This window comes from Chryseobacterium sp. KBW03, from assembly GCF_003852415.1.
In the GTDB taxonomy this organism is placed as follows: domain Bacteria; phylum Bacteroidota; class Bacteroidia; order Flavobacteriales; family Weeksellaceae; genus Chryseobacterium; species Chryseobacterium viscerum.
The window spans coordinates 118,338-132,639 of sequence record NZ_QAJO01000018.1; the positions used below are offsets into that span (position 1 = coordinate 118,338).

Genomic DNA, 14,302 nt, shown 5'->3' on the forward strand with positions numbered 1-14,302 from the left:
CGCAGATGAATCCTGTAGACCTGGAGTTGGTAAAATTAAAAAGACAATGGCAGAAAGTAGTCTCAAAGAACGAGGAAAAACCCATGCTGATCTGTATAGGAGAAAAACATGAAACCGATCTTTTTGACGGATTTATCAAATCGAGACTTTCTGAAGACGAAGAAAGTGATGATGTTTTTTTGCTCCATTATCAGGAATTTAACGGGATGAACTCATTCGGACAGACCTTGCTGGATGAATGGACTGAGTTTTACGAAATGTTGAAAAAAAGCGAAGAAGATATTCCGCAATGGAAACTCAAAGATCCAGAGAAGGATTTTAAAACAGATGCCTATAAAGCATTTTATCCGCTGCTGGAACTCAAGAGAAACTTCCCCAATATTCAGCATTCTAAAATCTATCTCTACATTGCTCCGCTGAGGATCAGCGATACTGAAGAACTCTCTTTGTGGGTGAAAGAATGGTGCAGGATCTGTGAAACATCAGAAAATAAAGACATTAAACTGGTCTGGGCCGAGCATCATACGCACAGAACATTATCACCAATTTCTTCTGCACACAGTTTTAGAGTAGAAGTAGATATTCATCAGTTAATGCAGAATACCGCAGCTCATACCAACCGGAAGAAAAACAGTCCGGATACAGATTTTCAGCAGCAGATTCTCATTGCGAGTAATCATTTAAGCAAAGAAAGATTCAAAGAAGCAGAACATGCGTTGAAAACAGCAGTGAAACTGGCTAAAGAGCAAAAGAACAAACAGGGGGAGATTTCTGCCTACTTTATGCTTACCCAGGCTTATACTGCAGACAAGAAAAAAGAGAGAGCAGAAGATACGTACCAGATTATATTTGAAGAAATAGAACCCGATTCCCCTTTGGAAATTCAGATGTATATGAATTATGGAAGCCATTTATTGAGTCATTCCAAAAAATCCAAAGCAGAAAAAATATTTGAAAAAGCTGCAGAAACAGCACAGAAGATAGGAGAATACGCGATGGCTATTGAATGTTACAGAATCATCGGAACGCTGAATGATACTGTTTTGACAAAAGATAAAATGATCAGGTATTTTGAAAAATGCCTCGATATAGCAAAATTAATGGATCCTTCAGTACGGGAACAAAGCAGTCTTCGGTTTGTGGCGTCAATGCTGATTCTCAAATATGAAGGAGATCGTGATAAAAAACAAAAACTGGACAGCGAAATGAAGACTTATTTTGGTGATGATTGGAGGGTAAGTGTAGAAAGACCAAAAGCAGGTTAATCTCAAATTAAAAGAATCATGGCAGATCAGAATAAAAAAACAGTAAAACCCATCAAGGTTGAAAAACCGAATATGAATCCTGACCGCTCCTTAAAGGTGAATGCAGACGTGACTTCGGGAAGCTGGGACAAAACCACACAGGGCTGGAAGAACGGGATGAAAAATAATGTTGACTCCCTGAATCCGGTTTCTATGGTGAAATCTATAGCTGGAGGAGACAGTGCACAGCCTGCAAAAAGTAGTGGCGGAGGAGGTGGAGATAGCGCTGTGACAGCAGAAAAAGCCGCTCCGGAAAGTAAAGTGAAGCTGATTAAGGTCAATACACCTGCAATGCCATCCACTGCCATTCAGCATACGAGTAAGCATTTTGATATTGTGCTGGCCATTGATATCCACTGGACGTTGATTCCGCCGCCGCCATCATTCATGCTCATTCCGCTGCCATTGCCGCATCCGTTTATCGGAATTGTTTTTGACATCATGGATTATATTACCATCACGATTCCTATTCCTCAGTTTGCAAGGAATCTGATGCCGTCTCTTCCGGAAAGCATTCCGATGGGAGGTTCCATATACGTTCACGGAAGACACAAGGCAACCACTACTACAAGTGTAATGGGAGTGGTAATTCCGTTCAGGCATATCACTTCATTGATTCCCGTGTACCTCATTCCTTTTCCGCAGGAAGCTCCTCATGAAGGAGAGGTCTATTACGGCTCACAGACAGTTCTGGCGCAGGGAAGTAAAATGAGCGGAAACCAGCCTCAGCAGGTTCTTACCTGTATGGGATTTCCTTTCGGAATGACTATGCTGCCAGCGATGCCGGATAAACCAAAGAAAAATCCACTGGCTTACTTTGCCTTCTATAATAATTTTTCAAGCATGTATATCCAGATCAATACGGGGGGACCTGTATTGGTGGGAGGAGCTTTTGTTCCGCATGTCTATACACCCGGTGAAATGCTGATGCGTCTTGCAGGGATGTTTTTAATGAGAGGTCTGACTAAGAAAATAGGGAAACTGGGAGCGAATGGGCTAAAAAAGCTCAATAACAGTGTCCTTAAAAAAGCCCCGTTCAATAAATTCAAATTTGCCAATGCTTTATCTAAAAAGTTATGCCACTGGGGATTGGAACCTGTAAATTTTGCTACAGGAGCTATGGTTTTTGAATGGAATGATTTTGAAATTCAGGGAAGCACTCCTTTACGATGGAGAAATGTATGGCATAGTGACAGACCTTATGATTTTGGTCCTTTAGGAAACGGTGTCTTTAATAATCATGATCTTTTTATTCTTCCCGAAGAAGACAATAGGTTTGCCGGATGGATGCATCCTTATGAGAATATTGCAATGTTGATTCCCGCACCTGAAATCGGAGAAGAAATGACCTATTTCAGAGATCAGAAAATATGGCAGTACAGGCCAAGCAGCAGTATTTGGGTGATCCGGAAAGGAACTGATATCTACACTTACAGACGTTTCCATCATATTACAGAAGGAATAATCTATAAGGTGATCCGTATTGAATATGGGGATGGCACCATCAGAGAATATGAATATGAATATGAATATGAAGACCGTAGCATTGTCCTGAAGAGTATAAAGGATGTGAAGAGTGGATTCAGTATAGAAACTGTTATTCATCCTGAATATAAAAAAGTAACAGAAGTGTATTACTGTTATAAACAACAGAGAGATCTGCAGGTTCGTTATGATTATGATGATCTCGGAAATCTTACCCACGTCTGGGATATTCACAAAAAAGCAATTGCCTTTGAATATGACGGGAAAAACCAGGTGGTGAAAAGAACCAACAGAAACGGAATGAGCTATCAGTGGGAATATGATGCAGAAGGAAGAGTAGTTCATACCAAAGGAGTAGATGGGTATATGGAAGGCAGGCTTCTTTATAATGATAACGAAGGTTTTACAGAAGTACTATATCCAAAGCAGAGCAATAAAACAGAACGCTATTATTACGATGAAAACTTTCTTGTTTACAAAAAAGTAGATGGAGAGGGTGGGGAAACATGGTATGACTTTACAGCGCACAACGAGTTGAAAATGATAGGAAGCCCGGAAGGAAGGGTTCAGGGATATACCTATGATGAAATGGGAAATATTAAGACTTTTCATAGTCCCGATGGAGAAGAATATCATTATCAGTACAATGAATTCGGTCAGGTGACTGCTCGTTTCTCACCTTCAGGAACTTCTGAAACATGGAATTATGATGAGGAGGGAAGGATGATAAGCCATACGGATGCTGCAGAAGAAAGTATCTATTATGAATATGCCGATGGGGAAAGACTTCCCGAAAGAAGTATAAGAGAAAATGTGATAACCTCTTACGAATATAATCACGGAGGTCAGCTTATTCAATTGACCAATACAATTGGAGCTGAACAATATTGGAAGTATGATGAATATGGAAGATTGTTGGTCTTCAGTCCGAAGCCTTTAAACAGGATTCTATGGAACAGGGATAAAATGGGAAGAGTAGTAGAAGTAAATGAACAGGGACAATCACCATTAAAACTTCGTTACGATGCTTATGATCTTCCGGTGTATGCTACAGATGGGCGGGCAGAATGGCTGATGAGCTATACTCCTATGGGAAGCCTCAAAAGACAGGTTCGCCGGAATGCGCTTACCAGTAAAAAAGAAGAAACCTTAGCTTTTGGATACGATGCTTACGAGAACTTAATGAGCATCACCAATGAAAAAGGAGAGATCTACTCTTTTGAAAGAAATAATAACAATGAAATCATAGGAGAAACAGGCTTTGAGGGGCAGAAAAAATTCTTTGTTCGCGATAAAGACGGATTGGTTACTCAAAGAAGAACCCCTCACGGGAAAAATATCTTTTATGAATATGATCTGGCAGGAAGAATAACACAAACCCATTATCCGGATGCAACTTGGGAAGCCTATCAATATGACACTTCGGGATTATTGATCAAAGCAGATAATGAAGATAATAGTGTTAGTTTTCAGAGAAATAAATTAGGACAGATCACCAGTGAAAAACAAGGTGAACATGCTATTCAATATGAGTATGATGATCAGGGAAAACTCATTGGTCTGCAGAGCAGTTTAGGAGCAAAAATTGATTATTCTTATACTGATCTGGGACAGCTTAGAAATATTTCTGCAACAGCTAAAGAGGTAACCTTACCTTGGCAGATGAATCTTGAGATCAGCAGGAACGGACAAATGCTTTCCCGTGAAATGACTGGCGGCCTGGAGAGTACTTTCGAATTCGATCACATCGGAATGCCCGTAAGCCAGAAAGTGACAGTGAATACAATCAATACCGCTTTCCATAAAGATTACAACTGGGGAGCAGGGAACCGTTTGCTGCATACCCTGGATAGGGTGACTGGCGGAAGAACAAGGTTTGATTATGATGCCTTCGGAAGCCTGATGGCAGCTGAGTATTCCACCGGAGAAGTGCAATATAAAAATCCGGATGCTACAGGATGTTTATATGAAAGTGCCAAACGTACAGACCGTATCTATAATAAGGGAGGACAGTTGATGCGGGATAAAAACTGGTTTTACCATTACGATGACGAAGGCAACTTGCTGTTAAAAAGCAAACGGCCGATCAATAATGTGAAGTCGGAGCATACGGAAGACTCAAATAATGCACATCCTTACTATAAAACCATTGCTTCAGATTGGTTAAACAGTCCGAAAATGCCGGATGGAGCTGATTTGCCCAATGTAAATGAAGAAACCTCAACAGAAGTCCAAAACCAGGAATGGTTCTCAGGAGATTGGGCTTATTCCTGGAATGCTAATGGAATGCTGGCTAAAGTAAAGCGCCCTGATGGCAGGGAAATAAGCTTTGAATATGATGCACTGGGAAGAAGAACTTCAAAAATTGGACTAAAGAAAATAACTCGCTATATTTGGGATGGTAATGTCCTTCTCCATGAATGGAGCTACGATGCAGAGGAAGATCCTGTAACGGTTGTAGATGATGAAGGAAATGTCATTGCAGGCAAAGAACCTGTGGAAAATGTGGTGACCTGGGTGTATGAGCAAAATTCATATGTGCCATGTGCTAAAATTATCAATGGGGAAAGCTATAGTATTGTTTCTGATTATTTAGGTAGACCTGTTCAGGCTTTTGATGAAGTAGGTAAGGTCATCTGGAGTACAGAATATGATATTTATGGAAATCTTCAAAATGTAAAAGGCGATAGATATTTTATTCCGTTTAGGCAGCTCGGACAATATGAAGATATAGAAACAGGCGGCCTTTATTATAATCGTTTTAGATATTATGATAATGACAGTGGAATTTATATTTCTAAAGATCCAATTGGTTTAGAAGGCAGGAATCCCAATTTATATGCTTTTGTGTTTGATAGCAATATTTGGGTCGATATTTTTGGATTGGACGCTTTTTACCAACTGTTTAGTAATGGTGTGATGGTGTATGAAGGGATTACGGAGCGACCTGTTCAGGAGCGTTTTACGGAGCATGCGAGGGATGGGAAAGTCTTCGACGAAGTGAAGTATGTTGATGATTTAGATGGAAGGATTGCTTCCAGAAATATTGAAGGTTCTGCATTATTTCATCATAAAAGCCAGGCCTTGTTAAATAAGAGAAGACTTGACGGAGGTTTCTATCATTCTTATGACCCTGCCAATCTGAAACAAGGAAGAAAATTCTACACATCGGCCGAAATAGATGATATCATGAGTAAAGCGGAGACCAAATCCGTGGAAAGCAACGGTAAATTTAAAGTTGAATGTAAATAAAGAAAAAATATATAAATGAGCAACATACCTCAAAAGATACAGAAGAATATTGATAACATTGAATCGTTGAAAAAACAAATTTCTGGATGGAAAAAACTGAGTGAAGAGCAATTGTTTCAAGCTGTAAAAGAATTTGAAAAGACTCCGAGACTTGAAGTATCAGTGTATTATAACGATCTTTTTAATGATACAAAATTTGCTGATATTCTTTTAGATATTTATAAAAGTAATGCTGATAATACCAAACTGGTAGTTTTACTCATTTCTGCAATAGGAAACATGCTTCAAAGATACAGTCTGTCGGAAACAAAGGATATCTATGAGTTTATGCTTGAAAATGCTTACAAAAAGAATGTAGGACCTTATGTGGCAATATTTCTTCCAAGAATGGAACATTTCAAAAGTTACAATCAAAAATGGCAGTATTTTATGGAGGTAAAGGATATGTCTCCCAAAAAAGTAGCAGAAAGCTCTTTTGAAGTAATCATGGATTTATACGGTAGTGAAATTCCCGAGGGAAATAAAGAAGAAGCAGCAAGCTATTTCAAGAGAAAAGCTGAAGAGTCAAACAATGAATATGGTAAGCAATATTATTTAGATTTAGCAGGCAAATTTAAATAACACAATTCAAGCGATAAAAAATATAAACTATGGAAACGAATGATTTAAAAGAAGCAATCAAACCTTTTTTTTGGGTGGAACATTCAAACAGCTTTTCAGTGTGTTTGGACGTGGGAGCTTATAAACAGGAAATATTTGATACCCGCGGTGATGAAGGTTTTGAAGGAAATGGCTATGATTGGGCATCATTAGCAGATGTTTTTATAAAAGAAAAAAGAGCCGATCTGATTGATATCATTCATTTTGATCCTGAAGCAGGAATGTTTTGTGCATATTCTTCCGATTCAGAAAAGTTAAAAGAATTTATCTTAAACTTTAAAAATGCATGCGAAAATGAAACCTTAATCCAAGATTTGTTTTCACGTGCTGAATTGGATTGATTTTGTATCTGAGTATTAAAAAAATGCCATTAAACAAAAAGAAATATGAAAAAATACCAAAGATATTGAAACAATAGATAATATTTAATCCAAATCCAATCCAAATATATATGAAGAAAATATTCTCTGAACTTAAAGGTTTTGTGGTATTCAGTCCACAGCTTTTAGCAAAATACCTGGAAGAAAATCATCTTCAGGGTAATAATATTTTAAAATATTTTGTAGAAAACGAACATGGGGATGAAATAACGAAATCAGGAATCGCCATTCCAATAATAGGTGTAGAAGAAGACTATTATGCATTCCGGGTTTCAGTGAATGACGAAAAGATTTTGAATGATGATGAGGTAGAGGTAGAGTCGCGAGGCTGGATATTTCAGACCGCTAATAATGAAGTGAAAATTGTCGGTATTGGATATTTAAAAGATATTGCTTCTATTAATGAAGGCAATAGCATAACCCTCTCCTTGGAAAACGGATGGTATTCTTTAAAAATACGGGGTGGGAATAAAAATGGCGAAAGATTATTTGAGCTGAACATGCAGAAACAGGACATGCATCCGGCTTTTAGCGGAGATGTCACCACAGAATATTACTACGGATAAAAATATTTGTTAAAAAATAATATTGAAGACGAAATATTCCCTGTTTATACTTAATCAGTTGATGTTGAGTTGTTAATGTTCTTGTTTTGAAAGCCTGAAAAAATGGAATTTTCTTTAAAATTATAGAAATTCAAATTTTATTCAAAAAATATTTTGTCAGTAATAAAAAACTTTCTATATTTGCACCACTGAAAACAACGGTACTACCGGAGTTTAAGGAGAGATGGCAGAGTGGTCGATTGCGATAGTCTTGAAAACTATTGACTGTAACAGGTCCGGGGGTTCGAATCCCTCTCTCTCCGCAGAAAGGTGTTTTTAAAGTTTTTAAAAACAATCAAAAAAAAGTTAAATCTCGCAAAATCAACGATTTGCGAGATTTTTTTGTTTATGGTGATTCGCAAAATCTTCAAAAACGCCCTAAAAGTCTGTGGCACATATGTGGCACTTTTTGCATTTTGGAAAAGGTGCCACAGAATGTGGTTTAAGTTATTGATTTTCAACTTGTAAAATACTTTAACGTCTTGATTACTTTAAGTCTAGGTTCGACATTTATAACAATTAAAATCTTTATTATGTTAGAACAAAGTTATGGACTGAATTTCTTCCTCAAGAGTCCGAAAAACAAAAAACAGGCAAAACGACTGATTTATATTAGGATCAGCGTAGATGGAGTAGCCAAGGAATCTTCTACGAAAAGAAAATGGGTAGCAGATAGATGGAGCCAGCAGGATGAAAGGGCTATTGGCCTAAAGGAAGACGCTAGGGATCTTAATTTTTTCCTAGACTCATTGACAACTAAAGTTAATAGCTTCAGGACTGGATTGCTGAATCAGGAAAGACCAGTAAGTGCCGTTGATTTGATCGACTATGTGAACGGCAAGTACAAGCAGCGGAATAAAGTACTGGAGGAATTCCAGGAACATAACGATGAGGTTGCAGCTCTGGTAAAAAGGGGCGATTATTCTGAGGGAACGCTTGAACGCTATACAACAGCGCGTTCACATGTAAAAGAGTTTATCCGGTTTAAGTACAAGGTCGATGATTTACCATTCGCCGCACTTAACTACGAATTTGTAAAAAGTTATAATCACTATTTGCGTACAGTTCGAAATTGCTCGAATAATACCTCATTAAAGTATATCAGTAATTTTAAAAAGATTGTACTGCGAGCGGTCGCTAAAGACATTATACCAAAAGATCCTTTTAAATTATTTACTGGTAAGAAGACCAAGATTAAAAAGAAACCTCTCACGAGAGCAGAGTTGCAGCGAATCGAAGAAAAGGTATTTTCGTCAGAACGATTATCGGTGGTACGGGATATCTTCATTTTCCAATGTTATACGGGGCTTGCATATATAGATGTATTCCAATTAGAGTGGCGTGATATTAAAGAAGCAGACGACGGAAGTATGTGGATTATGTCGAGTAGGCAGAAATCTAAAGCGGGAACAGATATACCGCTTCTGCCAAAGGCTTTAGAAATCATTGCGAAGTATGATAAAGATCCAATTTGTTTGCAGAGAGGAACAGTTTTACCAGTTCGGTCAAATCAAAAGATGAATGAATACTTAAAAGAAATAGCCGAACTTTGCGATGTGCATGAAAATCTCAATACCCACAAAGCGCGACGAACATTCGCCAGCACAGTAACACTTAACAACGGAGTTTCGATACATGTCGTCAAAGAAATGCTGGGGCATTATTCAGTTAAACAGACGGAGGAATATGCCATAACTGAACAGGAGTCGATCAGTAGAGAAATGAATATATTGAAAGACAAGCTAAAGCCTGTAAAGGAAGATAGACCAGAAGACGATGTAAAAATGATCTTGCTGCAGTTTAAAAAGGAATTTGAAGATTTTAAGAGATCTCAAAGTCGTTAAGTCTTTCACTGAGAAGAGTTCTTTTGATTGGATAAAAAAAGCCTCAGAATATATTCACGAGGCTTTTTTATTTGACTGCTGGAAAAAAGGATCCAACAGTTCAATCGTGCTTTTGTATCCAGGATGATATGAAGGAAAATATTTGATATAACCGAAATCTTGTAGTTGCTTGAAATATTTATGGTATGTTGGAGCAGTATCTATGTGAGACATCGCCATCAATTTACTTCTACTGATCCTAATAACCATTTTCTCGTTTTGTCGGTAGGCAAGCCTTACGATAGCCAGAAGCAGGCTTATGTGCCAAACAGTCAAACGGGAATCTGCGCAAATATTATCTAGGTATTCCAATCCCTTTTTTGATGCGTCATTCTGCATTGTTAAAAAGTTTTAATAGATCTGGCTTATAATAATAGTATGAACCCATTACTTTCTTATGTCTTATTTTTTGAGAAATCCGTAAATTTTGCAATGTTGCTGGCGATATGTCCATCATCCGTCTGATGGCTTTACTACGTAACCAATCAAATTGCGAAGAATGCGAACTGTTACATTTGGTCTCAAGTATTTGACTCAAATCTGATTTTAAATCTTCTCTAAATGCTTGCAGGTCTTTTTTCGTTACAATTTCCATATGCTAAATATTATTATATTGCAAGATAATTTTTGATAATATATCAGATCGAGTATAGGATTTCTGTTTCCGTATTTGTCCTATATTTTCTCTCATAATAATTAATTGAGAGTATTCTCACAGCTTTTTGAGCAGAAGTATTTATTTTATTTCATTCGTTCTAGTTTTAAATTTAAAAAAAACTTAATTTGTGATAATATCTAATCAACAAATTATATGTTTTTATTTAATCGAGAAACTTTACAGCCGTTTGATGTAATTCTTGTAAGATTCCCTGGAAATGCAATGTCAAAAAATATTAGAGAAAAATGTCGTTCTAATTATAGCCATGCAATTATCTATATCGGAGACAACTCATTCATCGAGGGCAATGTGCCTGTTGTGGCGCTATTTTCAACCCATCGGTATCATTTTAAAGACTTGGAATTAAGGTCATAAGACTTAAAGAAGAGCATAGATCAAATTTTGACATATTTAAAGCAGAGAATTTTTTAAGAGGGCTGTCTTATTGTGATTACAATTTAAGACAGTTAGCAGCTATTTCCGATAGAACAATTCCTGCCGAAGTAATTGATTTATTTCATAGTGAAAAGAGATGGGTAAGTGGTATTGTCTGCACCTCTATGGTAACTTTGCCATATTACATTGGAGGAATTGATATTTCAACTAATGATGAACCTTATTATGCACACTTTGGTTACATCGAGAATTGTGCTTTTTTGAAGATGTTACTGACGAAGTTTTTATGGAGATTGAAAAAGATATTCCAAATAATTTCGATTATCTTTCAATGTGTGAGACGGGATCTCTATTAGAAAAACAATCTACGGCAGTAGCTGAACTTAACAAATTAGTAAGGGGGATTTTTGCAGACTTGGGAAAAAATCTTGAAGAGTATGAAAAATACGGTGTGACAAGAGCAAGTTTGCTATTCAATAATTGGGAAGATGTGTTTAGAATTTTACCATCCCTATATGAATTGGAGAAAGGTCGAGAAATTGACGAGTTGGTATATAATACGATAATTAATACAGGATACAACACTTTATGGTTTGAAGAAGTTCACCTGCATCACCAAACTTTTTTTCCTCTTCATCATCTTCGAACTGCTGTGGCAAATGACGAAGTAGTGCAATCTTTACGACATTATCAATTTCATGTCAAAACCTTCGAAAAAACTCTTGAGCGAGCAGCCAATAATGAAAATATTTTATTTCAAAATTTTACAGTATGCCCTTGCAAGTCTAATCACGTATTACTGAATATGTACTATTGCTATGCAGATATTTTACGTTCTACTATGGATCAATATAAAGCAATCTCTGAAGAATATTATGCACTTGTTAACAAACAATGAGCTTTCCAACAAACCAAAGGATAAGATATGTGCAAAATCGATCCTGTCAGGCGAACCTGAAAGGATTATCTTCGAACTCTTTACTTATGGATTTAAACTGGATTTTGCGGTTATGTGTTTGATTTATAGGTATTTATATTTTATAAAAAAGTGTTCGAATCCTGTAGCCTTATGTTAAAAGGATTTATTTTTCGAACTTTTATCAATGCATAAATTGTAATAAATATTGTAAAATATTGATATACAGTATAATATTTTTATATTTTTGAGTTCGAATCCTTTAGAGTTATTTGTTTAACGATCAAATCATGATTTAATTTTTGTATTGGAGTTGCTATAGCAACTCCAATACAATTTTAGCGCTATGCCAAATTTGAAATTTATTGGACCAGCACAATAAATTTGTTGAGTTCACTTTCTGGCTTTGAGATAAGAAGATTCTTATTTTCTAAAGAACTTGGCAGTTTCTTCGTCAAATTTTTTAACGTCTTCGGGTTTAAAATATCTTATATCTACTGCACTGCCATTTTCCCATTGCGTTGATCCCATACCGTACATACTGAACAATACATTTGGATTATATGTTCCTTTTAATAAAGCTATTATATCGAAAGCAAATTCTGAAAAGTATGATTCTGCATAATTGAGCTGTATTTTTCTAAAAGTACCATCTGCTACCTTATAGCTTTTCGAGTGTGCATAAAACAAAAGAGATTGATTATCTCTTACTCTTTCTTGCGACTCTCTAAGCAGTATTAATTTGCCGCTATAATATTTTTCTATGGTTTCACCACGGAGTATATAACCACCATAAAATCCCCTCATTGCTGCGGCTTCAATTAATTCATCTAGAGCAGCGAAGTCCATTTCGTCTTTCTTTCGAAGCTCATAAAAGACCGTCGCAAAAAAGAAGTTTGGCGGAAGATATAATTTAATGGGGTGGTTCGCAGGCTCGGTATAAGCTAATAGCGGTTTGAGTTTTGTCAATTGCTCTACCGTTTTTTTGACTGCCTTTTTGTTGAATGCAGATTTAACCTCAATTACTCCATGAACATATCCCACAGGAATTGCCATGAACCGTCCTAGTTCAGAAGAATCGGCATTGTTTTCTATCCACAGTACTGGTGATTCTAACTGGTCGTATATAATTACGTCATAGTGAATAAAATTTTCGTATCCGCCCGACGAACTACATGTTTGATTCCTGAAGATTATTCTTAAAGTTCTGCGGGTAGAGATCTTTTAAGTTTTTGTGGTTGATTGACATGATATTCTCCAAGGTGTATTTCAGCCATTGGTACGGGTTCACCTCATGCTTTTTGCAAATGGCAAAGAACGAATAGATCATTGCCGATCTTTGTGCTGCCTCATGACTTCCCGCGAAGAGATAGTTTTTTCGTCCCAGTGCAATTGGACGGATGGCATTCTCTGCAAGGTTATTATCGATCTGTAGGTTTCCATCGTATAGATAAGCTGACAGCGCATCCCAACGTGCGTAGGCATAGGCCATGGCCTTTCCGATCTGGCTTTTGGGTAAGGTGTTTTTGATCTCTTCAAAGATCCATTTGCCCATTTCGTTGATGACCGGCAGCGATTCTTCCAATCGCAGTTCCTTTATCCGATCAGCGGACAGTTGTTCTTCTTTTACCCTGCGCTCTACTTTATAGAGTTCCTGTATCATCAGAAGTGCCCTTTCAGCTCTCGGGCGATCATTGTCCAATGCCTTTTCAAACTCACGGCGTGCGTGTGCCCAACAGGCCAGGTGGTGACCTCTTTTTTCTTGCCATACTTTTCATACACGGCATATCCGTCCGTCTGGAGATAACCTTTGAAAGTGCCCAGTATGGCCAAAGGCGCACTGCTGCCCCGGGTAGGGCTATAATCAAAAAGCACAGTCCCATCCAATGGAGCGTGGTATACCCAATAATAACCTTGATGGGCAGCCCCTTTCTTATCGCTATCGAGTACTTTTATAGGCGTTTCATCTACCTGTAGATATCCTTTTTGCTTTTGTGTCGAAGACCAGTTGGTCGTAAAGTGGCTGGAGTTTGATCAGGGCTTCCTTTGTCCATCCCTCGATCGTTGAAGAAGCGATCTGTATGTTTTCCCGGGCGAAGATCTGCTTCTGGCGGTATAGCGGGAGATGATCGACATATTTATTTGTTAAGATCATCGCTAGCAGACCGGCTCCGGGGATGCCTTTATCAATGACACGCTCAGGGAGCTCGCCGATCTTAACGCCATCTCCGTTTTTAGCGGCATATTTGTAGCGGATATAACGGTTGATATAGAACTTTGCAGGCTCACATTCCAGTTCCTCGGTGATCTCTTTGCCGATGTACACCATTTCAGACAGGCCACCCTCAGGGTGGATATGCTTTTCTATTACCGGCAAATGTTCGGGAAGCTTCGCACGCCCTTTGTGGTTTGGACGTTTACGGATATACTCGATCTTCTGCTTGACTTCCTCCTGCTGTTGCTGCGCTTCTGCGGGCTCAGCTTCAAAAGGAAGTTCGGTCTGGTTGGGGGCACCTTCGAAGCGTTCGCGCTTCTGCCCGAACTGCATGCGTTTAAGCATCTCGACTTGAGCTTTCAGGTAATCCCGTTCTTGCGAAAGTATGTCGCGTTCGCTGGTAAGCAAATTGATTTTTTTGACTTTAGAAGAAGAGTCTTTGGAAAGTGATTTTATCTTTTCATCACGGCTGGAAATGACCTTTAGTAGGTCTTCTTTCGAGAGGTTTTCCAGTGCTGTTTCCATACCTTAAATTTACATTTAATTTT

Annotated in this window: 8 protein-coding genes, 1 tRNA gene and 1 pseudogene; 8 read left to right on the plus strand and 2 right to left on the minus strand. The window is 37.9% G+C overall.

All coding sequences use genetic code 11. The features are described 5' to 3' along the window. The first annotated feature begins 5 nt into the window (after positions 1–5). The 8 genes from DBR39_RS24015 to DBR39_RS24060 all read left to right on the plus strand — a co-directional run bounded on the left by DBR39_RS24015 (position 6) and on the right by DBR39_RS24060 (position 11,521). Positions 6–1,265, plus strand: coding sequence for a tetratricopeptide repeat protein (locus DBR39_RS24015; protein ID WP_124537188.1), 1,260 nt, complete (start codon positions 6–8; stop codon positions 1,263–1,265). An 18-nt stretch (positions 1,266–1,283) separates the two neighbouring features. Further along, entirely contained in the window at positions 1,284–6,041 is a 4,758-nt protein-coding gene (locus tag DBR39_RS24020) for an RHS repeat-associated core domain-containing protein (RefSeq protein WP_228447913.1), read from the plus strand. A 15-nt stretch (positions 6,042–6,056) separates the two neighbouring features. Beyond that, the gene (locus DBR39_RS24025) at positions 6,057–6,662 is read left to right on the plus strand and encodes a hypothetical protein (protein ID WP_124537189.1); all 606 of its coding nucleotides are present in this window, start codon (positions 6,057–6,059) and stop codon (positions 6,660–6,662) included. Positions 6,663–6,691: 29 nt separating this feature from the next. Then, positions 6,692–7,042, plus strand: a complete 351-nt coding sequence (locus DBR39_RS24030; protein WP_124537190.1) for an immunity 51 family protein — start codon at positions 6,692–6,694, stop codon at positions 7,040–7,042. 110 nt (positions 7,043–7,152) lie between these two features. Continuing rightward, positions 7,153–7,647 carry a hypothetical protein gene (locus DBR39_RS24035; RefSeq protein WP_124537191.1) on the plus strand — a complete coding sequence of 165 codons (495 nt, stop codon included), beginning with the start codon at positions 7,153–7,155 and terminating at the stop codon, positions 7,645–7,647. 217 nt (positions 7,648–7,864) lie between these two features. Further along, positions 7,865–7,949, plus strand: a tRNA-Ser gene (locus DBR39_RS24040). A 270-nt stretch (positions 7,950–8,219) separates the two neighbouring features. Next, positions 8,220–9,530, plus strand: coding sequence for a site-specific integrase (locus DBR39_RS24045; protein WP_123865855.1), 1,311 nt, complete (start codon positions 8,220–8,222; stop codon positions 9,528–9,530). 1,379 nt (positions 9,531–10,909) lie between these two features. Further along, positions 10,910–11,521 (plus strand): hypothetical protein, encoded by a 612-nt coding sequence (locus DBR39_RS24060; RefSeq protein ID WP_124537192.1) that lies wholly within the window; start codon positions 10,910–10,912, stop codon positions 11,519–11,521. Between the two features lie 441 nt (positions 11,522–11,962). On the opposite strand, the gene DBR39_RS24065 is transcribed toward DBR39_RS24060, so the two are convergent. Together DBR39_RS24065 and tnpC are read right to left on the minus strand one after the other, a co-directional pair. After that, entirely contained in the window at positions 11,963–12,760 is a 798-nt protein-coding gene (locus DBR39_RS24065) for a DUF6602 domain-containing protein (protein ID WP_315085994.1), read from the minus strand. Further along, positions 12,711–14,279: pseudogene (gene tnpC, locus DBR39_RS24070) on the minus strand (IS66 family transposase). Before tnpC ends, DBR39_RS24065 begins: the two are co-directional and overlap by 50 nt. Positions 14,280–14,302: the final 23 nt, after the last annotated feature.